Origin of the sequence: Nosocomiicoccus sp. HMSC059G07 (assembly GCF_001815515.1) — a bacterium.
Taxonomy (GTDB): domain Bacteria; phylum Bacillota; class Bacilli; order Staphylococcales; family Salinicoccaceae; genus Nosocomiicoccus; species Nosocomiicoccus ampullae_A.
The window spans coordinates 177,043-202,007 of sequence record NZ_KV820788.1; the positions used below are offsets into that span (position 1 = coordinate 177,043).

At 34.8% G+C, this 24,965-nt stretch carries 19 protein-coding genes; 9 read left to right on the forward strand and 10 right to left on the reverse strand.

The features are described 5' to 3' along the window. Positions 1-9: 9 nt before the first annotated feature. The gene (locus HMPREF3029_RS02370) at positions 10-2,601 is read left to right on the forward strand and encodes a CDP-glycerol glycerophosphotransferase family protein (protein ID WP_070709534.1); all 2,592 of its coding nucleotides are present in this window, start codon (positions 10-12) and stop codon (positions 2,599-2,601) included. A gap of 22 nt (positions 2,602-2,623) precedes the next feature. Here the strand turns inward: HMPREF3029_RS02370 and HMPREF3029_RS02375 are convergent, their stop codons facing one another. Genes HMPREF3029_RS02375 through tagD form a run of 4 tightly spaced genes read right to left on the reverse strand, consistent with a single transcriptional unit; the run spans position 2,624 to position 5,956 of the window. After that, positions 2,624-3,049 (reverse strand): GNAT family N-acetyltransferase, encoded by a 426-nt coding sequence (locus tag HMPREF3029_RS02375; RefSeq protein WP_070457497.1) that lies wholly within the window; start codon positions 3,047-3,049, stop codon positions 2,624-2,626. Between the two features lie 54 nt (positions 3,050-3,103). Next, positions 3,104-4,411 carry an LCP family protein gene (locus HMPREF3029_RS02380; protein ID WP_070623308.1) on the reverse strand — a complete coding sequence of 436 codons (1,308 nt, stop codon included), beginning with the start codon at positions 4,409-4,411 and terminating at the stop codon, positions 3,104-3,106. A gap of 35 nt (positions 4,412-4,446) precedes the next feature. After that, positions 4,447-5,571, reverse strand: coding sequence for a CDP-glycerol glycerophosphotransferase family protein (locus HMPREF3029_RS02385; RefSeq protein WP_070709536.1), 1,125 nt, complete (start codon positions 5,569-5,571; stop codon positions 4,447-4,449). Continuing rightward, on the reverse strand, positions 5,564-5,956 hold the full coding sequence (gene tagD, locus HMPREF3029_RS02390; protein WP_070709538.1) for a glycerol-3-phosphate cytidylyltransferase: 393 nt from the start codon (positions 5,954-5,956) through the stop codon (positions 5,564-5,566). The genes HMPREF3029_RS02385 and tagD overlap by 8 nt, the downstream gene beginning before the upstream one ends. A gap of 155 nt (positions 5,957-6,111) precedes the next feature. On the opposite strand from tagD, the gene HMPREF3029_RS02395 reads away from it, so the two are divergent. Genes HMPREF3029_RS02395 through tagH form a run of 3 tightly spaced genes read left to right on the forward strand, consistent with a single transcriptional unit; the run spans position 6,112 to position 9,462 of the window. Beyond that, on the forward strand, positions 6,112-7,278 hold the full coding sequence (locus tag HMPREF3029_RS02395; protein WP_070709540.1) for a CDP-glycerol glycerophosphotransferase family protein: 1,167 nt from the start codon (positions 6,112-6,114) through the stop codon (positions 7,276-7,278). An 18-nt stretch (positions 7,279-7,296) separates the two neighbouring features. Further along, positions 7,297-8,118: an ABC transporter permease gene (locus HMPREF3029_RS02400; protein WP_068127954.1), complete on the forward strand. Its 822-nt coding sequence runs from the start codon at positions 7,297-7,299 to the stop codon at positions 8,116-8,118. Between the two features lie 12 nt (positions 8,119-8,130). Next, positions 8,131-9,462 (forward strand): teichoic acids export ABC transporter ATP-binding subunit TagH, encoded by a 1,332-nt coding sequence (tagH, locus tag HMPREF3029_RS09700; protein ID WP_070623324.1) that lies wholly within the window; start codon positions 8,131-8,133, stop codon positions 9,460-9,462. A gap of 59 nt (positions 9,463-9,521) precedes the next feature. Here the strand turns inward: tagH and HMPREF3029_RS02410 are convergent, their stop codons facing one another. From HMPREF3029_RS02410 to HMPREF3029_RS02425, 4 genes are read right to left on the reverse strand one after another with little or no spacing between them, the layout of a single operon-like run. Then, positions 9,522-10,664: a glycosyltransferase family 2 protein gene (locus tag HMPREF3029_RS02410; protein WP_068127960.1), complete on the reverse strand. Its 1,143-nt coding sequence runs from the start codon at positions 10,662-10,664 to the stop codon at positions 9,522-9,524. Between the two features lie 36 nt (positions 10,665-10,700). Next, positions 10,701-12,404, reverse strand: coding sequence for a CDP-glycerol glycerophosphotransferase family protein (locus HMPREF3029_RS02415; protein WP_070709542.1), 1,704 nt, complete (start codon positions 12,402-12,404; stop codon positions 10,701-10,703). Positions 12,405-12,421: 17 nt separating this feature from the next. Continuing rightward, on the reverse strand, positions 12,422-13,447 hold the full coding sequence (locus HMPREF3029_RS02420; RefSeq protein ID WP_068127965.1) for a ribitol-5-phosphate dehydrogenase: 1,026 nt from the start codon (positions 13,445-13,447) through the stop codon (positions 12,422-12,424). Then, positions 13,440-14,156, reverse strand: coding sequence for a D-ribitol-5-phosphate cytidylyltransferase (locus tag HMPREF3029_RS02425; protein ID WP_068127968.1), 717 nt, complete (start codon positions 14,154-14,156; stop codon positions 13,440-13,442). Before HMPREF3029_RS02425 ends, HMPREF3029_RS02420 begins: the two co-directional genes overlap by 8 nt. Positions 14,157-14,325: 169 nt before the next feature. Here HMPREF3029_RS02425 and HMPREF3029_RS02430 point away from each other — a divergent pair, with 169 nt between their 5' ends. The 4 genes from HMPREF3029_RS02430 to HMPREF3029_RS02445 all read left to right on the forward strand — a co-directional run bounded on the left by HMPREF3029_RS02430 (position 14,326) and on the right by HMPREF3029_RS02445 (position 20,764). After that, positions 14,326-15,084 carry an RsiV family protein gene (locus HMPREF3029_RS02430; protein WP_070709545.1) on the forward strand — a complete coding sequence of 253 codons (759 nt, stop codon included), beginning with the start codon at positions 14,326-14,328 and terminating at the stop codon, positions 15,082-15,084. Positions 15,085-15,169: 85 nt separating this feature from the next. Then, positions 15,170-18,310 carry an efflux RND transporter permease subunit gene (locus tag HMPREF3029_RS02435; RefSeq protein ID WP_068127973.1) on the forward strand — a complete coding sequence of 1,047 codons (3,141 nt, stop codon included), beginning with the start codon at positions 15,170-15,172 and terminating at the stop codon, positions 18,308-18,310. A gap of 100 nt (positions 18,311-18,410) precedes the next feature. Next, a complete protein-coding gene (locus tag HMPREF3029_RS02440; protein WP_070622699.1) occupies positions 18,411-20,189 on the forward strand; it encodes an SLC13 family permease in 1,779 nt (592 codons plus the stop codon). A 62-nt stretch (positions 20,190-20,251) separates the two neighbouring features. After that, positions 20,252-20,764 carry a type 1 glutamine amidotransferase domain-containing protein gene (locus HMPREF3029_RS02445; protein ID WP_068127980.1) on the forward strand — a complete coding sequence of 171 codons (513 nt, stop codon included), beginning with the start codon at positions 20,252-20,254 and terminating at the stop codon, positions 20,762-20,764. A gap of 90 nt (positions 20,765-20,854) precedes the next feature. On the opposite strand, the gene HMPREF3029_RS02450 is transcribed toward HMPREF3029_RS02445, so the two are convergent. Together HMPREF3029_RS02450 and folD are read right to left on the reverse strand one after the other, a co-directional pair. Further along, positions 20,855-21,502, reverse strand: a complete 648-nt coding sequence (locus HMPREF3029_RS02450) for an immunoglobulin-like domain-containing protein (protein ID WP_068127983.1) — start codon at positions 21,500-21,502, stop codon at positions 20,855-20,857. A 1,125-nt stretch (positions 21,503-22,627) separates the two neighbouring features. After that, positions 22,628-23,479 (reverse strand): bifunctional methylenetetrahydrofolate dehydrogenase/methenyltetrahydrofolate cyclohydrolase FolD, encoded by an 852-nt coding sequence (gene folD / locus HMPREF3029_RS02455; RefSeq protein WP_040929293.1) that lies wholly within the window; start codon positions 23,477-23,479, stop codon positions 22,628-22,630. Positions 23,480-23,633: 154 nt separating this feature from the next. On the opposite strand from folD, the gene purD reads away from it, so the two are divergent. Next, positions 23,634-24,929 (forward strand): phosphoribosylamine--glycine ligase, encoded by a 1,296-nt coding sequence (gene purD / locus HMPREF3029_RS02460; protein ID WP_070709547.1) that lies wholly within the window; start codon positions 23,634-23,636, stop codon positions 24,927-24,929. The last annotated feature ends 36 nt before the right edge of the window (positions 24,930-24,965 follow it).

Genomic DNA, 24,965 nt, shown 5'->3' on the forward strand with positions numbered 1-24,965 from the left:
TGAATATGTATGAGTCGATTTACAAATTATTTCTCTAAACATGTAAGAGAACGATTTATAAAAGAAATTGAACTCATCGATATTAATAGAAGAGGGGGCGACTTTATATTTACTTATAAAGTCCTCCCGTTTATTAATATACGTGTGATTTCAAATTATAATGCGACTGTTTTAATCGATGAAATAGAACACGCAGTTCCATGCGAGTATAATGACGATTTAATTACAGTACGTGTGTCTGAAGCGTATTTTAATGATGAGCCAGACAATCTATCTGTTCAGTTATATTCGTTTAACGAGAAGATGCGTATAAAACGAAGTAAGGAACTTAAAGCGCGTACTCAATATTTTGTGAACAATAAACTATATAACATTAAAGTAAAAAGAGATGTACATATTTCTAAACGATATATGACGTTAAACTTTACTGATGAAACACAACTTGTAAATGACGCGAACGTATTAAAAGATTCTTTAGTTTTAACGTTTAATACGAAAGTGGACAAAGATTCTGTACTCTTTTTAAGTTATATTCATAAGTTCGTAGAAATACCGACGACGTTAGTTGATGATTATACGTTAAAAGTAACGGGGCTAGAACAACTTACAAACGGTGAAGCGGTATTTTATATCGCTCAAAAAGAAGATGTTTATTTATTAAAAGGCAAATTAAAAGAACACGAACTTTTTACTGAATATTATTCGTACACACTTAAGACAGAGCCGGAGTTAACGCTTGAAGTTAAAGAGCATGTGATCGTGCTCGAATCATTTTACGTGAGTGAAATAAAAGATAACGTCGTCACAGTCAATATTCAATTAGAAAAAGATATATTAATCAATCAACCGAAATTAAGTATCTTTAACCCGAGGCTTGATACGTCGGTGGATATCGATTTAACAGATCAATTACGATGTGATATACCAATTGGAGTGCTGATTGACGGATTTACAAATAAAAAAATCAACTTTATAAATGATGGTATCGTGTATCAACTTGATATTCGATATGCAAAAATTACCGATGATATGGTCGGTAAACATCTTCATGACAATGAGTATCTCAACACTCATTTTTATAGAAGAAAAGACAACTACTTAGGTTTTAAAGTATCTCGTCCACGTATAAGAAGACGTATGACATCTATTAAAGACTTTACGTTTAAAGGTTTTATGAAGGGGAGAGAGTCGTTCTCTAATGCTGAGAACGTCATTATATTTGAAGATCGTATCAGTCAAAAAACTGTCGAATATCCAGTAGACGATAAATTCAAAATAAAAGTAGTACCTGAAGATATCATCAATGTGATGAGTCGTGGTAAGACAGTGATTGATATTTACGTCGGTATGAGAAATGAAGACGGCGACATCATCGCAAGGGAAAAAATCCCATACAAACATTCAGATTATAAAAAAGATAATTTTTACGATTTAAAAATTGTTCATGAAAAAGACCGAGAAGTTTATTTACTCGTGACGACAACACCATTTAACAATTTAAAAGTCGAAACATTTGTTGTACCAAAATCAGTCAACACGAATGTCACGCGAGACAACACTATATGGTTACTCGGAGAACGTACAGATACTGCACAAGAAAATGGATATGCATTGTTTAAATATTTACAAGACAAACAAGTCGAAGCGTACTACGTGATAGACGGAGAATCTAAAGATTATGAAAAGATAAAAGACGAAGAAAACGTACTCGTTTTTGGTAGTGAAGCACACTATGATATTAGTTTAAGAGCAGGGGTATTACTATGTACGCACGATTTTGAAAATATTTTACCGTACAAACCAGCGAAAGAATTCTTTAACTATGGTGATACTTTTAAAGTGTTTCTACAGCACGGTGTACTCGGTAGAAAACCAGCTGAATATCATAAAAAATACTATGAGGATCCGTTTGATATATTTATCGTATCGAGTTCAAGTGAGAAGTACGACGTCGTCGTTGAAGAGATGGGATACGATGAAGATGAAGTCATCGTTACAGGTCTTGCACGATTTGACCAATTACCGATTGGCAAAAAAGGGGAAGACATATTACTTATGCCGACGTGGCGTGACTGGATTAACACTGACGAACGATTTTTAAACAGTGAGTATTATCACCGTTATAAAAATTTAATCGAAAACGAACGCCTTCATGAAGTACTAAAAAAATATAACGTCAAATTAAATTTCTACCCGCATTATCGTGCACAGCAGTTCTTTACAAAAGAGCATATTGAAGCGACAGATAACATTGAATTTATTACGCTAGGAGAACGTACTGTACAAGATTTACTCATTGAACATGCGTTACTCATTACAGATTTTAGTAGTGTAAGTTTTGACTTTATAATGATGAAAAAACCAGTAATATACTATCACTTCGACGAAGATCGATTCTTTAATAGAGGGATATTACGACCTGTAAATGAAACATTTTTAGGAGATATCGCGGAAACAGAAGAACTTCTGATTAGCTATATCGAAGATTCGATTAAACATAACTATGAAAATAAAGTAAAAGATATTAGTGGCATTATTAAATATCAAGATCAACATAACTGTGAACGTATATATGAAGCGGTGGAACGAAAAAAACTCTAACATTTTTGTTAGAGTTTTTTTATTACAACTGTTTAATCATATCGATATGTGGGATGTTTGCGTCTAAATATTCATCGGAAAAATTTTCATAGCCGAGTTTGTTATAAAATTTAATCGCGTGAGTTTGTGCACCAAGTTTTGCCCATACGTAACCTTGTTGTCTCGCATGAATATGAACGAACGTCATTAAGTTATGTCCGAATCCGAGCTTTCTATATTCTTTTAAAACAGCCATTCTTTCGACTTTAATTGTAGAATCATCAAGCACTCGGTAACGTACTGTACCGGCTGGTTCATCGTTAAATAGTAAAATGATATGAACGCATTCTTCTTCGTACTCATCTAATTCTAAATCAGCTGGAACACCTTGTTCTTCTACAAATACTTTATTTCTAATATCCACGCAATCATCGTAGTATTTCTTATCATCTGTAATATATATATTCATAATAGACACTCCTAAAAAAATAATGACTAGGCAGTACCTAGTCATTATATAACACTATTCATAATTCTCTCTATCATCACGCTCAGGTGGGAAGTATTCATCTCTAGGATTTGTCCCTGGATCGTAATAATAATCGTCATCATTTGACTCATCTAAATATTCTTCTTCTGTTGGTTCAGTGTAGTCTTGTCCGTCAGGTTGACTAACATCTGTGTCGCCTTCATTGTCTTCATAGTTTTCTAATTGTTCTTTTGGAATGTTAAAGCCGTCACCATACTTACTTTTATATGCTGGATCGGCAAAAAACGGTATGTCTTCACCTTCAAGTTTATAATTGTTAATAATATCCTCACCGATTAAAACTGTTGGGTTTAGCCAGTAGGACAGGCGAATATTTGCGAAGTCATTTACGTCTGGTGCTTTTAAATCAAGAATCTCTCGTAACGTTCGACTTAATACAAATAAATGCTCTTCACTTGGTTTGTAGTAATACGCACCAGTATATCCAATATAATCTTCACCGAGTAATCTTGTTGTTTCAAATTTAACATCATGACTTGCAAAATATTTTGCTAAGTTTGTAATTTCATTCATCGTAAAGTTATGTGTGACATTTTCAGATACAACATCGACGAGTTTATCGATTTTTGTAATTGCACCAGTAGATTTTGAACGATTCATAATCGCCTGAATCATTTGCATTTGACGTTCACCACGTCCGAAGTCTGAATCCACTCGGCGACTTCTCACTACCGCAAGTGCCTCTTCACCTGTTAACATTCGTTTTCCTTTTTTTACTTTTATTTTACCTGAATCATCTTGGTTTGGTTCTTCCATATCAAATGGTACATCGAACTCAACTCCACCAAGTGTATTTACGATATCTACTACAGAGTCAAAGTTTACGCGAATGTAAAAGTCGACAGGGATATTGAATAAGTTTTCGACTGAATCGACAGCTCCTTCAATTCCACCGAGCGCATGTGCGTGGTTGATTTTGTCGAATGCTTGTTCATCACTAATTAGACTTAGCGTATCGCGAGGGATGTTGATCATTTTAATGACGTTACCTTCACGATCGAACGTAGCTAATATCATCGTATCCGTTCTAAATTCATCTCTTTTTAATTGTTCTTTTTTAGCACGTTTTTCGTTTTCGTCAATTCCTAATATTAGTACTGTAAAACTATCTTCGATATCTACTTCTTCACCATCTTCACGAAGTTTCGACTTATCCTCTAATCCGGAAAATGAAGAGTTTACTCCTTTGTTGACTGTATAGTATATATAACCACCATAAGCGGCCCCAGCAATGCCGAGTACTAAAAGTATGACGAAAATAATTTTAAGGAATTTTTTCATAGTAATCTCCGAACTTCAAAATAATATAATAACCTTTATTGTAACATTGATAAAAGAGTATTTGTATTATTTTGGTTGTTATAATCATTCCAAAGATCTTTAAATTGACGTATTTCTTCCGCAGAGAAGTCATCATTTTTAATCATTTCAAGAATTTCATCTGTGCTATATGCGATATTTGTCGTGACGAGAGATTCATAATCATCTATTAACCCTTTTGTATTCGTATACTCATCTAAATCATAAGGATAATAGATAACTGGACGCATAAGGTTCGCAAATTCAAAGCCGACAGAAGAGTAGTCTGTAATTAAAATATCAGTCACACTTAACACTTCTTCTAACGAAAATCCGTCAGTGAGATCGATCACACCTTTAATATCAGTGTCTAACTGAACAGTAGGATGTAGTCTTAATGCGATTTTATAATTGCTCGGCAATTTTTGAATCATTTTAGAGATGTCGAGTGGTATATCAGAAATATTAAACTGATTTTCTCGATATGTCGGCGCATACGTCACAATGATAACTTCATCGTCTATTTTTAAGCGACTTCGAACACTATTTCGAGTCGATTGAATATTTGGCTGATCTCTATAAAAATCGAGACGTGGCATCGCTGTTTTTATGATTTTCTTATCATCAATAGAAAACGCCTGTTTAAAAATATCTGCCATACGTTTAGACCCAGCAACATAATAATCTACATTTTGATACGTTTTTTTAAATCGAGCTTTCGCACAGTCTGGACGATTTTTAAATGACTCATCCATTAACCCAAACGCTTTGACCGCGCCAACCGCATGCCACGTTTGAAATACGTTAACATAAGGTTTTAAGGTAGACATGCCACCAATCACAGGAAAATGATTATCTACAATAATATTTTTTGCACGTCCAATTTCATATAATTCTTTAACGCTTAAATTACTCTGTGTGTACACTTTAACGTTATCAAACGTTTTAAAATCATACTGACACGATGAAAAAATAATCACTTCATCGTAGAGACGCATTTTCGGATGACGAATAATATAATCGATATTATCGCCAAAGGAAGTTAAAATAACGACTGAGTTTTTAACTGGTAATACGCGCATCAATAAAAAGAAACGTGAGACAAAAAAATTGTACACACGTATAAAAAGTTCTTTAATCATTTTGATTAAGATCTTTCTTAATTTTAGTTGTCGAGACACCCTCAGTTCTCGGTAAATATACAACTTCACATAAATCATTTAAAAAGTCGAATTCGCCTTCCCAGTCATGTCCCATTACGAATGTGTCGATGTTGTGTTTTTCTACGTCATCACGTTTTTGATCCCAACTATTTTCTGGAATTACTTCATCGACATATTTAATAGCTTCTAAAATAAGTTTGCGATCCTCATATGAGTGATATGCTTCTTTATGTTTTAAGCTGTTGAAGCTATCAGTAGATAATCCGACAACTAAATAATCTCCCATCTCTTTCGCACGTTTTAAAATATTGATATGTCCAACATGTAGTAAATCAAAAGTTCCATATGTTATAATTTTTTTCATTGGCTTTCACCTTAATATTTATTTCTATCTTTTCAGTCTATACTAAAACTGTACAAATATCGATTGTTATAGTATATTACTTTACTCATTTTGACGAAACTTCGGTATAATATAGTCTATATATTATAATTAATGAAGAAAGAAAGTAGATTTAAATGAAATTTTTAAAATCATTTTGGTTAAATATATACAAGTTTATCTTTTTTACTTCAGGTCTAATCCTACCTACAAACAAAAAAAGAATTATGTTCGAAAGTTTTTTAGGGAAACAATACAGTGATAATCCACGTGCATTATATGAATATATGAAAATGCATCATAGTGAATACGAACTTATCTGGAGTGTGGATAAGCGTCATGTAAAAACATTCGAAGAACATGGCGTGCCGTATTTTAAGAGATTCTCAATAAAGTGGTTAATCGCAATGAATACATCCCATATATGGATTTCAAATAGTAGGTTACCTTTATGGATACCTAAGCCAAGATCTACAAAGTATTTACAAACATGGCATGGTACGCCGTTAAAACGCCTAGCATTAGATATGGATGAAGTACTTATGGCTGATACAGACACAGAACGATATAAGAAAAACTTTACTAAAGAATCTAGTAAATGGGATTATTTAATTTCTCCGAATCCATATTCAACAGAAATATTTAAACGCGCATTTAATTTTAATAAAGATATGTTAGAGACGGGATATCCTAGAAATGATTACTTAGTCAACTTTAATAATCCAGATTATACTCATAAACTCAAAGTCGAACTTGGAATCAAACGTGGCAAAAAAGTAATTCTTTATGCGCCAACGTGGAGAGATAATGAATATCATGAGCGTGGACGTTATAAATTTGATATCCAGCTTGACTTAGATCTTATGCAAAAAGAATTAGGCAATGATTATATAATTTTACTACGCATGCATTACTTAATTGCTGAGAATATAGATGTAGAAAAATACAATGGCTTCGTGTTAAATTTTTCAAGTTATGAAGATATTCGCGATTTATACTTAGTATCGGATATGCTAATTACCGACTATTCATCTGTGTTTTTTGATTACGCGATTTTAGATCGTCCGATGATGTTCTTTACGTATGATATTGACAGTTATCGTGATGTTGTAAGAGGGTTTTATTTTGATTTTGAACAAAAAGCACCAGGTCCTTTATTGTACAATACTGATGAAGTTTTACATGCCATACAGAATATTGAGCTACAAGATTATTCTGTCATTCGACACGAATTTAGAGAAAAGTTTTGCGCATTAGAGGACGGTAAAGCGTCCGAGCGTGTAGTTAATAGTATTTTACGGTAATGATTGAAAGGGAATAAAATGAAATCTTTATTTAAACTAATACAAGAACAAACAGAATATTTCTACTTAGCACGACGATTGTCATTATATGAATTAAAAAGTAGTAATAAAAACAATTATCTAGGTATGCTCTGGGAATTATTAAATCCACTCACTCAAATACTAATCTATTGGTTCGTATTTGGAACTCTAAGAAACCGTGCGCCAGTTATCGTCAATGGTGATGAAACACCATTTATATTATGGCTAATAGTTGGGTTTTTAGTGTGGATCTTTTTCTACCAAGCTTCAATAGAAGCATCTAAATCTATATATACTAGACTTAGAATGTTATCTAAAATGAACTTCCCAATGAGTGTTATACCGAATATTCCTATTTTGTCTAAAATTTATATACATTTTGGAATGCTAGTTATTGCACTTATCGTACATCAAATTTATGGATATTATGTTTCAATTTATTTAATACAGGTCGTATACTTCATCTTTTGTTTATACGTCTTTACTTTTGCATTTGGCTTAATTATGTCGACGTTATCTACAATTATCAGAGATGTGCACCTGTTTTTAAACTCAACACTCAGAATGGGTCTATATGTTTCAGGAGTACTGTGGCCATTAACGATGTTAAGTGATTTCCCGAAAGTGATGTACGTATTAAAATTTAACCCACTTATCTACGTCATTGATGGATATCGATATGCATTTTTAGGTTCAGGGTGGTACATTATTGAACATTGGAAGTATGGATTATACTTCTGGGCAGTAGTATTAATATTATTATTAATAGGTGCAACGCTTCACATGAGATTTAGAAGAAACTTTATTGATTACTTATAGAGGTTGGATAATATGGAGAAAGTTATAGAAGTAAAAGATGTTTCAAAAAAATATACGTTGTTCAATGACTCTAAAGAAAAGTTTTTAAATTTGTTTAATAAAGAAAAATATGGAAAAGCTTTTTATGCACTAGATTCTGTGAGTTTTTCAGCATATGAAGGTGATGTTGTTGGATTTATTGGAACAAATGGATCTGGTAAATCAACATTATCTAATATTATCGCAGGAATTGTACCCGAAACAAAAGGAGAGGTACATACCCGTGGTGATGTTGCTTTAATTGCAGTTGCTGCAGGACTCAATAACAATTTAACAGGCAGAGAGAACATTGAGTTAAAATGTTTAATGCTCGGATTTAGTAAACAGGAAATTAAAGAATTAGAGCCAGAAATAATCGAATTTTCAGAGCTAGGGGAATTTATTGATCAGCCAGTAAAGTCATACTCTAGTGGTATGAGGTCTAGACTTGGTTTTGCAATTTCAGTAAGTGTGGATCCTGATGTACTCATTATCGATGAGGCACTGTCAGTTGGTGATAAGGCATTTGCTGAGAAAAGTTTACAGAAGATGAAAGAGTTTAAAGAGCAAGGAAAGACGATGATTTTCGTCTCGCACTCGCTCGGTCAAATGAAGCAATTTTGTAACAAAATACTTTGGTTAGAATTTGGTCGTGTTAAAGCATATGGTGAAACGAATGAAGTTCTCGGCATGTATGAAAGATATTTAAGAAAATGGCAAAAGATGACAAAGAAAGAACGCGATGAATACCGTAATAATATATTATCGTCTCCAGCCACAACAGATAATAAACAAGAAATAGGTAATACGGTAATCTATTCTCAAACAGATGAGTACATTACAGAAAAAGATGATTATGAACTTCACATGGAAAGTAGATTAGGCCATATTAGAGGTGGTAAATCATCTGTATATGAAGCACCAAATAGTAGAGAGAATGTAAAATCATCTAATGACTTTAAACATCATGTATATTATATTACCCGATCAGCAAATTATAGATTTGAGAAGTATTATTTATTATCGACTTCACGAAGTGCAGAAGATGGAGTCATTGGTTGGATGAAAGAAAAAGACATTCAATCACATACATTTTCTTTAATAGACCAAGATAATAAGCATGTCATATTGAACGGTGAAGGTAGTGCATTCTACATGCCATGGGGCGGTAAGAAAAACTCTGCATTTGGAGACTTAAAGAAACTCACTGATACAGAGATACGTGTCATTGAAACGTGGTTCATCGGTCGTAATATATGGTATAAAGCAATAATTGATAATGAACAAGTTTGGTTGAATGCGAAATATACAAAAGAAAGTGAATAAATTCATAGTAAAATAAAAGAGCCCTTCTGTATTTTTAAAAATATACAGAAGGGCATTTATTATTTTATTTTATAATACACTTTTTTTGCGACGCTTTTTAATTTACGTTTTACTCTCTTTTTGTTTCGGTTTATAAATGAATTATCTTTTTTTGTTAATGCATTTATTTTTCTTTCTAATTCATCTATTTTTAATTGTTGCAATTCAGCTTTATACGCTAATAGTACAGCATTACCATCTTTTTGACGATAAGCCCTTAATCGGTTATAAAAGCGATCGTTTACATATTCTTCGGCCCTTTCTGGGAAAGAGCTATTGAACAAGTCAGCAAACAGTTCTAGCCAGTCATTGTGGACTTTTGTCTTATGGATATGGATTAAATAATTAAGTGTGTTTCCAATACCAAAATTCATTATTCTATCTACAAAAGCAGCAGCAGCACGATCTTTAAACTCTTGGTCACCAAGTTCACCATCATAAATTATATTTAAGATTTCTTTATAATTTTCAAACGTCCTGTTTTTAGACTGCTTACTTGAGGTTAACCGGTCATCTGTATGATGTACGATATAATAATAAGGCTGATCAGCTAATATACTATGAACTTTTGTGTTAAAAAGAAATCGTGCTGTCACGAGCATGTCTTCGCCAATCAAGACATCTTTGTCAAATTTTAAATTTAACCGATCCCACTCTGATCTTTTAAAAGCTTTAAGTACGGATAAGGCAGTTAGCATATTATTCTCGATAATATCTGCATTACCTAATGATCCATGCTTGGCAAATGATCTCGGTACGTTACCTTTGATGTTATCTTCATTGCCTTTCACATACTTAGGGTAGATGATATCTGAATTGTTTGTTTTAGCAAAATCATATAGGTGAGTTACTAGCTCTTTTGCAACAAAGTCATCAGAATCTACAAAAAACAAATATTCTCCTTCAGCGTGTTCAGCTGCTGTGTTTCTTGGAATACTAGCATTACCAGAGTTCTCATCAAGTTTTAACAGCTTATAGTTTTTGAATTCTTCTTCTTCAAAAATGCTTTTAACTTTTTCGAATGTTCCATCTGTAGAACAGTCATCAACAACTATAATTTCATAATTTTCTTCAGGCTCAGTCTGGTTGATTAATGATAGAATGCATTTGTCAATTTTATTTACTCGATTGTATACAGGAATACAGAAACTAACTTTTTTCATAAGATCTCCTTGATAGCTTTAGGGTATGAGGTGTCATTACTTTTCTTTATTAAACACGTCATTAACAAGACGCTCACTTGATCGACCATCTGTATATTTGAAGTGTTTATTTATAAAGTTAGTAATTTTTTCTTCCTCGAAATCTTTGTTATATAGAGATGTAATCAGCTCATCGAAATCTTGTACAATTTTTCCTGGTACGAAGTCTGTATAAGTTTCGTAAAAGTCTCTTTTAGAAACGTAATCTTCTAAGTCATATGCATAAAACAGCATTGGCTTCTTGAATAAAGAGAACTCATATACTAATGACGAATAATCACTGATTAAAATGTCTGTAATAAATAAAATGTTATTTACTTCCCTGTAGCTTGATATATCGATGAAATACTTATTGTATTTCTTAGGGAATTTTAGTTTGTTTCTTACAAATGGATGCATTTTAAACAGTACGACTGAGTTTGATTCTTCACAGTATTTCGCTAATTTTGCGAAATCTATTTTAAAGAACGGATAATAAGCAGAATTATGACCATTACCTCTAAAAGTAGGTGCAAAAAGAATCACTTGTTTATCTTTAATTTGTGGGTAAATAGAATATAATTCCTTCGTTACTTTTTTCTCATATTTATCATTAAAGAATATGTCCGTTCTTGGAACTCCAGTTGGAATGACATTAGATTCTTTAATACCAAATGCTTCAGCATAATATGGAATATCATTCTCTGCGGAAACATATACTTTTGTATAGTTTCTATGAGAACGCGTATTAAAGAAATTACCACCTGATTTACCAACTCTACTATAGCCAAATGTTTTAAATGTACCGACCGCATGCCATACTTGGATGATTTCCTGATCTTTTCTAAAATTGACTCTATATATCATTGGATGAAAGTCATCCACAAAGATGTATTTAGATTTACCCAGTAGGTAGGGGAATTTAAACTTGTCAAAAAAGTTTCTTCGATCCGTTATATGGCGTTTAAATTGTTGGTGAATATTATACTCCTTATCTTTATCTTGTCGAATCATCTCTCTAAAAATATATTCGAAATTTCCAGACATTTCTGCTCTTGAGTCTGATGTAAATAATACATCTTTCGTATTATTTTTGTTTCTATATTTTGACCAGTTAAAGATGAGATGGAATATAAAATCCCTGATTGAGAATGATGTTTTATTATAATTTCTACGAATACTTTTCATTGTTGCTTCATAGAAATCCAATTTTTCTTTTGGTTGTTTAAAAGATATTGAAAGTAAGAACTCGTTGACTTCTGTAGATAACATTGGAGTTACAGTATAAACTGTACTTTTTGAAGTTCCACTTCGTTTAAACTCTTTTCCATAATATGATAAGACAAAATTATGAATAGTATTCTCATCGCCTAATTCTATAATCTCATTTAATGTTTCTTGTTCGTCATTTGTCAGTTCAAGTTTTGAAGCATCTAGAAGTGTCTCTGAAGTTTGAGCAATGTACGTATATTCATCTTCAACGACTATTAAATAATCATCTTCTGGTAAGTAATTACCATTATTTATGTTAGATAAAGAAAATCGTGCAGAGAACTTATCCCCCTCGATGTTGACCTCATTGGCAGTCATTACTTTCGATTCATCTAGATTTCTTAAATAGAATTCTGGAGATGAAAAATCTCCATCTAAGAAGCGTCCTTCTATAAAGAATTGCACGCGTTCCCATCTAATATTTTCAATTACAACCTTGCGTTCTTTCATGTTTATACCTCGTTAATTTAGATTTCCCATTTCATGACTGTTTTACCCCATGATGTTGATAGATCTGCTTCAAAAGCAGCTGTAACGTCATCAATTGTGCGAACTGTAAATTCTTTTCCTTTTAATAATGATAGTTTATCTACAATATCTGGATGCTGTCGATAAATATCAGCAACTGCTTGAAAGTCTTTTGCACCACTACGACTACTACCGATGAGTGTAAGTCCACGTTCTAATACCATTCTTGTATTTATTTCGACAGGATGCTCACTAACACCTAACAATGCTATTGAGCCTTCAGGATTTATATGATCAATGATTTGATCAATTGCGCTTTGACTACCACGTCCTCCGACGCATTCAAATGCATGATCAAAAGTTAAATCCTCAGGGATTTCATCTATATAAAAAGTCTTGTCGACAAATGAAAAGTAGCTTAACTTATACTCCGTTTTCCCGAACACGTAAATTTTAGCATCGGGATATATTTTTCTGAGTAAAATGGCAGTTATATAACCAAGGTTGCCATCTCCCCAAATTCCGAAACTTGATGTATTTGAAATAGATTTTCTTTTAAAGCGATCGATTGCGTGTATGCTTACTGAAACTAATTCAGAATAAGAAACAGTACTGAAGTCCATTTCGTCAGGTAAAACAATAGCACGATCGTGATCTAAAAAGACATAGTCTTGCATAAAACCGTCATAACCACTAGATCTGAACTTGCTAGATTTTAAGTAGTTTTCTGCAATTACTTCATCCACTTCTGTTGGAGTGTTAGGGACCATTAATACTTTTGTGCCGACTTTAAATTGCCCCTTACTATCATAAACAACTTCTCCAACACCTTCATGAATTAAAGCCATTGGTAGCTTTTCTCTCATTGCTTGTTCGCCACGTGTACCTGTGTAATAACGTTGGTCTGCAGCACATATAGATAAATATGTTGGTCTTACAACCACTTTATTTGAGTTAATATCTTTATTTGTATAAGTTACTTCAAACTGTCTAGGAGATACTAACTGATAAATTTGATTAATCATCTGCTATACCACCCTTAATAATTGAATTCGCAACTTTTAAGTCGTATGGTGTTGTGACTTTAATGTTAAATAATTCACCGTCTACTAAGCGAACTTCTCCACCTTGTTCGACAATAATTTTACAAGCATCAGTTAAAATGTTTTTCTGTTCTTCTGAAAGTGAACTGTATTTTTCTTTTAATAACTTTATGTTAAAAGATTGTGGAGTTTGACCTTGATACATATGATCTCTGACAGGGATGCTTGAAATTGTTTTACCATCTGTTGAAGTCACTATGGTATCAATCGCACTTATAACCGTGTCTACAGCACCATATTCTTTTGCTAATTGAATATTTTCTTTAATAATGCGATGTGTTAAAAATGGTCTTACCGCATCATGAGTTACGATAATATCGTCATCATTTGTACCGTGATGTTCATCGATGTAGTCTAAGATGTTCATAATCGTTTCATTACGATCTTCTCCACCTTTTATTACGATTACTTTATCTGAGTTGATATTATGTTTAGAGAGAATATCATTTGTATGTCCGATCCATTTTTCAGGAGTTGCAATAATAATTTTATTAAAATCATTTTCTAAAATAAACTTCTCCACTGTATGGATAATAATTGGTTTATCATTTAAATCTAAAAATTGTTTTGGGAGAGGAACATTCCCCATTCTTGATCCAATTCCTCCAGCTAATATACCAGCGTAAATCATAAATAACACCTTCCACTTATTTATTTCGATGATTTACTAAAATTTTACACTATATTATTTGTGAATTCAAAAATGACCAAACAATTACTAAAAACATGAGTCGATATTCTTTTTAATTTCATCGTGGCTTTGCTACAATTATAATATAAACAACATTGGAGGCATTTATATGAAGCGTTTTGGCCTCTTTTCACTGTTCATGATTTTTGCTTTTATACTCGTTGGATGTTCGGCTACGAATGAGCCGATTAAGTTAAAGCATGGTGTTGTATATAAAGAACATCCAAATAATCAAGATTTTGATAATATGAAATTTGTTGCGAATGATTATAACGTTGAAATTCACTACCCACATTTTGGTGTGGAACGTATCGATAAAAAGATCGAAGGTGCACGTAATAAGGAGTTCGATGATTTCATAGATATTGTTAAAGATGATGATGAGCATATGGATTCATCGTTAAAGATTGTTTTTAACGCACATGATGTTAGAGGCGATATTTACATGTTTAACATTACGAGAGTTGTTAAGCTTTCTAAAGATACGGAATACTCGATTCACGGTGTACTTGTAGTGAATACCGCGAGTGGTGAAGCGGTTATAAGCGACAACTTGTTTAACATCGGTCAATCATCACGAGAGCCGTTATTTAAACGATTAGATCAGGCGATTCGTGATAATCCGGCGTATGCACCGTATTATGACGCGAAAAAATTAGAAGATCGAACGATGGATATTTCAAAGACGTTTTCGAATGTTGACTTTAAAGGAGACGTCGTACAGTTCCACTATGATCAAAACGAAATTGGAAGTAGTGCGATGGGAACACCAAAAGTAGAAATACCGTTTAGAGACGTCATCGAATTTTTAGAGCCGACAATTAAAGCAGTCGTTGAAGGTGAATTGATACCGACGAATGAAGACTAACATTTGCCAAGGGGATATCGTAACGTTGCCCTTTGGCTTTTTATCAATTAGAAATACATATTGAAATAAATAAAGAGGTGCAAATGTGGTAAAAAGAATTGTAGATTTCTCGATTAAAAACAAACTCGCGATCGTATTAATGACGATTATCATCACGCTTGGTGGAGTGTATTCCGCTTCAAAAATGAAGATGGAAATGTTACCGGACATCGACTCGCCAGTGCTGACAATCACAACACCGTATCCAGGTGCGACGCCAGAGACGGTATTAAATGACGTGACAGAAAAAATAGAGTCACGTGTAAAATCGATGGAAGGTGTCGAAGATATTCAAAGTCAGTCGCTGCAAAATGCGTCTGCAATCACTGTGATTTATGATTACGGTACGGATATGGATAAGGCGACTGACGAAGTCGAAACGATAATTGATGAATTAGATTTACCAGACGGTGTGGAGTCATCTAGTATAGATACGATTTCGATGTATACATTCCCAATTATCAGTTATTCATTTACCGAAAAAGACAATGATCTTAAAGATTTAACACAGCGTTTAGAAGAAGATTTAATACCTGAAATTGAAGGAGTCGAAGGCGTATCAAGTGCGTCATTTTCAGGTCAACAAATCGAAAGAGTCGAGCTTTCTTTCGATGAAGCAGCATTAAAAAAGCATGATTTAAAAGAAGATGATGTCTTACAATTTATTTCGGGAACGTCAAATGATTTCCCGCTCGGATTATATACGTTTGACGATGAACTCCGTTCTATTTTAATCGATGGTCGTTTTAATACGGTAGAGGAGTTAAAAGAGTTAAACATACCAGCTGGAGAACCTGAAGCACCTGAAATTGACGATGAAACGAAAATGAAACTTGCTGCAATGAGTGACGCTGAGCGTGAAGAATTCCAAAAAGAAATGGAACAAAAAGCGTTAGATGCAGGACTGAAAACAGTTAAATTAAAAGACGTTGCAGAAATTAATACGGTATCAGAAAGAGAGTCTATTTCTAAAACAAATGGTAAAGACTCGCTTGCGATACAAGTTGTAAAATCTAACGATGCGAACACAGTAGCAGTTGCGAATGAAATTAAAGAAACAGTCGATACGTTTTTAAAAGATAACAAAGATATCGACGCAGTTTTAATGATGGACCAAGCAAAGCCGATTGAAGATTCAATTAAAACGATGTTCGAAAAAGCACTCCTCGGAGCAGCTTTTGCAGTAATCGTTATTTTACTCTTCTTAAGAGACTTTAAGTCGACGTTAATTTCTGTCGTGTCGATTCCAATGTCGATTTTAATGGCATTTGTTATTTTAAAACAACTCGACGTTTCGATTAACATCATGACACTCGGTGCAATGACTGTCGCAATTGGGCGTGTCATCGATGACTCGATCGTCGTTATAGAAAACATATACCGAAGACTTACGAAAGAGGATGAAACGTTGCAGGGTCGTGAACTGATTACAGCTGCGACAAAACAAATGTTTATCCCGATTATGTCGTCGACAATTGTAACGATTGTCGTATTCGTACCACTTGCATTTATTACGGGTGAAGTCGGTCAGATCTTTAAACCGTTCGCGTTAACAGTCGTATTTGCACTACTTGCGTCACTTTTAATTGCAATCACGATTGTACCGATGCTTGCGCACTTCTTCTTTAGAAAAGGTGTGAAAGTCAAACCACATCATAAGAAAAACCGTATCGCAGATAGCTATAGAAAGATTTTAGAGTGGACACTATCACACAAAGTGATTTCTAGCATCGTCCTTGTTGTCATTTTTGTTGGAAGTTTAGCGTTAACACCATTTGTTGGAACGAGCTTTATTTCAACAGGTGAAGATAAGTTTTTAGCACTCACATATAAACCGTCACCAGGTGAAACGATCGAAGAAGTCGTGAAACATGGTGAGGAGGCTGAACAAGAACTTAAGAAAAATAGTGACGTGACGAACATTCAATATTCTGCTGGAGGAGATAATCCATTTAACCCAGTCGCATCGAATGATATGGCGATGATGGTCGAGTATAAATCTGATACAGAGAACTTCGAAGAAGAATCTGCAAAAGTGTTAGAAAAACTCGAACAATTTGACCATAAAGGTACGTGGTCGAGTATCGATGTCGCAACAGGTGGTGCGTCTAACGAAGTCAAAGTAACAATTAAAGGTACAGACTTCGATAAAATTAAAGCAGCATCTGAAGAAGTAGAAGCTGTTTTAAGTGAGCACAAAGAATTATCTAATGTCAAATCCGATGTCAGTGATTCGTATACAGAGTATCGTATCGTCGTTGACCAAGAAAAGGCAGCAAAACTCGGGTTAACTGCAGGTCAAATCGCGATGGAGTTAAACCAATACGAACCGAAACAAGTCGTGACTGAAGTCGGTGAAGTAGGTAAAACACAAGAAGTCATCTTAAAGCACGATAAAAAAGAGAACTGGACAGAAGACGATTTAAAAAATAATACGATTAAATCTCCACTCGGTAAAGACGTGAAGTATAGTGAGTTTACTACGATTGAAACTGGAGATACTCAAGATACAATTAAACGTTTAAACGGAGATATGTACGCGACAGTGAGCGGTAAAATATTATCAAATGACGTCGGTACTGTTACATCTGAAGTCATTCAAGAAGTGAATAAACTAGAAGTAGAAGACGGTGTTACAGTTGAAGTTGGTGGAACGAACGATGATATTGAAGAAAGCTTTCAGCAACTTGGCCTTGCGATGTTAGCCGCGATTCTTATCGTATATGTCGTTCTCGTGTTAACATTCCACGGTGGAATTGCACCGTTCTCAATATTATTTAGTCTACCATTTACAATTACTGGGGTAATTATCGCATTACTCATTTCAGGTGAGACGTTATCCGTACCAGCATTAATTGGATTACTCATGCTGATCGGTATTGTAGTTACAAATGCAATCGTATTAATCGACCGAGTCATTCATATGGAAGAAAGAGGACTTTCAACGCGAGATGCATTACTTGAAGCGGCATCGACACGTGTCCGTCCAATCCTAATGACAGCACTCGCAACGATCGGTGCGTTAACGCCACTTATTTTCGGTGGAGATTCATCGATATTAATTTCAAGAGCACTCGGTATTACTGTAATCGGCGGACTCGTATCGTCTACGTTACTGACGTTAATCGTCGTACCGATTGTATATGAAGTGCTGATGAATATTAAACACAAATTCGTTAAAAATTAACATATGTGTTATTAAACCACTTGGTAAACTTATCAAGTGGTTTATTTTTTTATAAAATACGGCATCATAGAAGTAATCAATCTTTTTAAGGAAGATGCCTATGACGTTAGAAATGCTTTTTGTACTCGGCATGGTCGTTGTTATGCTCACGCTATTACTGTTTGAAGTAAGCCGAGCAGACTTTGTCGTATTTTTATTTTTAGTAATATTTTTGATGACGAATGTCATTTCGACTGAAGACGCTCTAAGCGGATTTAGTAACGAAGGTTTAATGACGATACTATTATTATTTGTCGTCGCGAGTGCGATTGAAAAGCACGGCATTATAGAAGGAGTCGTCTACAAATTACTCGGCGATAAAACGACGCCAAGAGGCGCATTATTAAAACTTTTACCGCCAGTCGGTGTGTCGTCAGGATTTTTAAATAACACACCGATCGTATTAGCACTCACGCCGATTGTTAAAGACTGGGCGTTAAAACGTGGCTTTAGTCCGTCGAAGTTTTTAATCCCGCTCTCTTATATTACGATTATCGGTGGTACGCTCACGTTAATTGGTACGTCGACGAACTTAATTATCCACGGGTTGTTAATCTCTAGTGGTAAAGACGGGTATAGTTTCTTTCAGCTTGCACCTGTCGGTATTGTGATTTTAATTTTCGGACTTATATATATCGTGACAGTTGGTTACAAGTTACTGCCAGAGCATTTAACTGCGACTGAAAAAATTCAAAGTGAGGCAAAAGAATTTTTAGCAGAAGCTGAGATAAGTGAAGACTTTGAGTATTGTAATCATTCGATTATTGACGTGACAAAACATGCGATAAAAGGGATTTATATCATTGAAATTATTAGGGATAAAAGACCACTCCCTGAAGTGAACGCCCATTCGTATATTCAAGCTGGAGACCGTATTATATTTAGTGCGACGCTAGACGCGATTGGAGATATAAAGGACGTCAAAGGATTAAAGTTAAGAACAGGTAGTGAACTCACGCTTGAAGACCTTCAAACTGAAGGGGCCGTACTGATTGAAGCGGTAGTTTCACACCGTTCGATTCTTCTAAATAAGACACTAAAAACATCGCGATTTAAAACGCGTTATCAAGCTGGGGTTATCGCGATTCACCGTAACAATAAACGTATCAACTCAAAAGTTGGAGATATCGTCTTAAAAGCAGGGGATACGTTACTATTACTTGCGGACGAATCGTTTTTAGATGTTAATAAGTATAGCGATGACTTTTATATCGTGAGTAACTTAACACCCCCAGATAAGTTTATGCAAAATAAACGTCAAGGATTTGGTGTTCTAATATTACTCGGTATTATGATCGGATTAGTCGTTGCTGGTATTTTATCGATGTTAAAGGCAATGCTTGTTATGGTCGTTATACTATTCGTGTTTAAAATTATATCTCCAAGAGATGCGATGACTTCGATTCAGTTTGACGTCATACTGTTAATAGGAAGTGCATTTGGAGTCGGTAAAGCAATTACGAATAGTGGACTCGCAACGTTTGTCGCAGAGCATATCGTAATGTTCGCTAAACCAATTGGAGTACTCGCGCTACTCGCTGCACTTTATCTGATTACAAATATATTTACAGAGCTGATTACGAATAGTGCTGCTGCTGTAATTATGTTCCCGATTGCTGTTGAAGTCGCGGAAATGATGAACACGCATTATCTTGGATTTGTAATTGCGATTACGATCGCTGCGAGCAGTAGTTTTATCACACCGATTGGTTACCAGACAAACTTAATCGTCTACGGGCCAGGGGGATATAAGTTTACCGATTATATTAAAGTCGGAGTTCCGCTATCGATTATTACGATGATTATTACAGTCACGACGGTTTATCTCTTATGGTTTTAATGTTTAAGTGTATGTAAATTCGGTTATATATGTACTACAACGATTTAGGAGGCAGTTATTTTATGACTAAAAAAGTTGCAGTATTAATGACAGATTTAGTAGAAGATAGTGAGTACACAGTACCAAAAGATACAATTTTAGAAGCAGGATACGAAGTAGAAGTCGTATCACCAGAAGGTAAAGTAGTTGAAGGTAAGCAAGGCGGAAAATTTGAAGCGGATGTTTCAGTAGCCGATGCAAATGCTGAAGACTACGCAGCACTTCTCGTACCAGGTGGATTCTCACCAGACGTTTTACGTGGAGACGCTGAAGATAGACCAGCAAAATTTGCAAAACATTTCTTAGAAGCAGATAAGCCAGTGTTTGCAATTTGCCACGGACCACAGTTTTTAATCGACACAGGATTATTAAAAGGCAGAAATTTAACGTCAGTTAAAAACGTTAAAACTGACTTAATTAACGCTGGTGCAGACTGGGAAGACAAATCAGTCATCGTCGACAACAACTTAGTGACGAGCCGTACACCAGATGACTTCGATGATTTCACAAAAGCAATCGAAGAAGCTCTTAAATAAATTTAAAGGGTGAGACGTAGTAAATGCGTCTCACCCTTTTTTGTTGTGTATTGAGTATTTGTTGTGTTGTGGTGTTTTGTCGGGAGTGTTTTATTCGACAGTCACCGTAATGGCTTTCGCGTTCGGCTTACCGAAGCGGTCGATGACTGTATAAGCGATATAGTACTCTCCTGGCTTGTCAGTGTTTACTTCATCTCCAACGATGTAGACATCTTCAGTAATATCATGGCCGTCTGTGTCGATGACAGTGATATCTTTTTTAGGATCAAACGACTCGCCTTGAGAAACTGTCACGTCTTTCACGTTTTTAAATGTGACGCGTGGACCTTCTTTACTTTTTGAAGGTGACTTAGGAAGTTCAGTCGACGGCTCTTGTGACACAGTAACGAGTCTAGAGTTTTCATACCATGACCCGTCTTCAGCTGTTACTTTATAATTTAATACGTACTGACCCTCAGTATTCGTATCAACGTCACCAGATACTTCAATGTCAGAAGTTAAATCATCTTTAGAATCAATTGCGTACACACCAGCGAGCGGATCAAAGCTATCACCGACTTGAACATTCACTTCACCGATGTTGTAAATCGTCGGATAGTTGCCGTCGTAGTCCTCGATTAGTTTATCAATTTGAACAGAATTATCGCTATTATCTTCTATCGTAGCATGCTCTAATGCATCAGCAGAAAAAGCAGTCGGTAAAATACCAATCATAATTTTAATTAAAGCAGTTTTCATACAAATTTCTCCTTCAAACATCTTAATAATAGTTTACTATGAAATCTGAAAAGAAAAAAGCATCAACTTGAGTGAAGGTGTGGCTTGCTTCGTTTATTTAACAGAATTTGCTTGTTTTTGTTAGATATGTTGGGATAATTAACAAAAATCGGGTTGTAATGCTGGGATTTGTTAAATAAAAATTTATAATTAACAAAAACATCCCCGCTAATCCGAAATATGTTAAATAAATCGGGATAACTAACAAAATCGCGATTTTTTTGTTAAATAAAATTTCTAGAAGGGGTATTTTTATCTTTTTAAAGGATAAAGAACCTTCTGTACATCTCTTATTTACAAAAAATCAGCTGATCTGTTAGATATATCAAGATAATTAACAAAAACGGGCTCACAGCACCGGAATTTGTTAAATAAAAAATTATAATTAACAAAAACATCCCCGCTAATCCGAAATATGTTAAATAAATCGGGATAACTAACAAAATCGCGATATTTTTGTTAAATAAAATTGGCTGGATGGGTATTTTTATCTTTTTAAAGGATAAAGAACCTTCTGTGTAGCTCTTATTTACAAAAATTCAGCTGATCTGTTAGATATATCAAGATAATTAACAAAAACGGGCTCACAGCACCGGAATTTGTTAAATAAAAAATTATAATTAACAAAAACATCCCCGCTAATCCGAAATATGTTAAATAAATCGGGATAACTAACAGAATCGTGATATTTTTGTTAAATAAAATGGGCGGAAAGAGTATTTTTATCTTTTAAGAGGATAAAGCCCCTTCAGAGCCTCCCTTATTTACAAAAAAACTGCTAATCTGTTAAATATATCAAGATAATTAACAAAAATCGGATCGCAGCACCGGAATTTGTTAGATAAAAATTTATAATTAACAAAAAAAGTGGCGTCGAGGCGAAATATGTTAAATAAATCGGGATATCTAACAAAATCATAAAATTTTTGTTAAATAAAATCCGAAGAAAGACAACAATCTCTTTTTATGAGTAAAAACACACAATAACCAAAAAGAAAAACAACCCACTGACGCGACACACAGTGGCGTCACATTAACAGTGGGGTCACTTCCATAAAAAAGTCCAGCAGAGTGCTGGACATTTTTTTATTCTACATTGTTTAAGCGTTTTGCTGCGATGAGTGCGTTGTTTAATACCATTGTGATTGTAAGTGGGCCAACACCACCTGGTACTGGTGTGATGTAGCTTGCGACTTCTTTTGCAGATTCAAAGTCGACGTCTCCGACGAGTTTTCCGTCGACGACTGTGTTTCCTACGTCAATCACGATTGCGCCTTCTTTAAGGTCTTTTCCGTGAACGAGTCCTGGCTTTCCAACTGCTGACACTACAACGTCATAGTCTTTTAATTTTTCGACCATGTTTTTTGTGCGTGAGTGCATCAGTGTCACTGTTGCGTTTTCGTTTGTTAATAATTTAGAAACTGGTTGCCCGACGATATGTGAGCGTCCAATGACTGCAACTTCTTTTCCTTCGAGTGATCCAGTATGTTTTAATAATTCCATAATTCCAAGTGGTGTACATGGAATGAATGTTTCTTGTTCTGTATACATACGTCCGATGTTTACTGGACTAAATCCATCGACGTCTTTTTCTGGAGCGATTGCTTCAAGGACTTTGTTTTCATCTACTTGTTTTGGAAGTGGTACTTGAACTAAGATTCCGTGTACATTGTCGTCTTCATTTAAGCGACGTACTGTATCTAATACTTCTTCTTCTGTTGCGTCTTCTTCTAAGTGAATAATACCTGACGACATACCGATTTTTTCTGCGGCTTTATTTTTAGATTTTACATATGATAATGAAGCACCATCGTTACCAACGATAACGACTGTTAAGTTTGGTGTAATTCCTTTTTCTTTTAATGCTTCAACTTGTTCTTGTAAACCTGCACGGTAATCTTTCGCGATTTCGCGACCGTCTAATAATTCTGCTGTCATGAAATATCCCCCTATATTCGTGTTACTGTTATTATTACAAATTTTTTCGAAAAATTCTACTAAACAAAGGTGGATTAAAAACGTGATAATATTTTCAAACTGAAAGCGTTTTTTGTATAATGGAAGTACAACAGGTAACTTAGGAGAATGTAAAATGAATGTAGCAGTTATAGGTAGCGGTGGAAGAGAACATGCGATCGTAAAAATGTTAGCGGACTCGAAAGCTGCAGATAATATCATTGCGATACCTGGTAATGCTGGCATGAATGATATTTGTGAAGTGATGTATAGAGTAGACCCAAATGACTTTGATGCGATTGCAGGTATTTGTATCGAAAGACAAATCGACTGGGTCATTATCGGACCACCAGAACCTCTTGAAAAAGGGTTAGCAGACTTTTTAATCGATGAGTATGGTCTGACTGTTTTTGGTCCACGTAAACATGAAGCTCAAATAGAAACTTCAAAAATATTTACGAAGCAATTACTTAATAAATACAATATCCCAACGGCAGATTATAAAATATTTACAAACTACAACGAAGCGAAAAACTATTTAACAGAATCAGAATATCCAATCGTTATTAAACATGATGGACTCGGTGACAACACGAAAGTTGTCGTCGCACAGTCACAAGATGAAGCGTATGAAGCACTCGATTATATCGCTCAATTTAGAGGAGAAGACACACCTAAAATCGAGCCGATTATTATCGAAGAATATTTAGACGGAGAAGAGTTTTCGTTAATGGTACTCGTCAATGAAGATGTATTTCATCCGTTTGAAATTATCGCTCAAGACCATAAATCTGCGTATAAGCGTGGAGTCGGACCGAATACAGACGGTATGGGAGCATATGCTCCAATCACACACCTTGACGATTCAGTACGCCAAGAAGCGATTGACACCCTTATCAAACCAACAGTTGATGCGATGGTTAAAGAGGGGATGAAATACTTCGGCGTTCTATTTTTAGGTGCAATGCATACAGCTGACGGCGTAAAAGTGTTAGAGTATAACGCGCGTTTTGGTGACCCGGAAGCACAAGTGTTAATGAGTATGTTAGAAAACGACTTTTTAAGTATGCTCGAAAAGTTAAAACTTAAAGAGTCTTTTGAAATGAAGTGGAAAAAAGGATTTATGGCAGGTGCTGTACTTGCGACAAAAGACTATCCATATAAAGAAAACGTCGGTCTCGAGTTAGATTTCCCTGAATCTTTAAAAGAGCATATGTACGTTAGCGGTCTATCTCAAAAAGAAGATGGCAGTTATATATCAAGTAAAGGACGCGTCCTCATGGTGTGTAACCACGGTAATACGATCGAAGAAGCGTTAAACAAAGTATATAAACACATGAAACAAATCAAATACAATGACGGAGATTTTTACTACCGAGAAGATATCGGTCACCGTGCATTAAATAGCAATAAAGAGAAAGACGAGCAATAGCTCGTCTCAGGCTGTAGACAAAGTCTCTTATGAGAT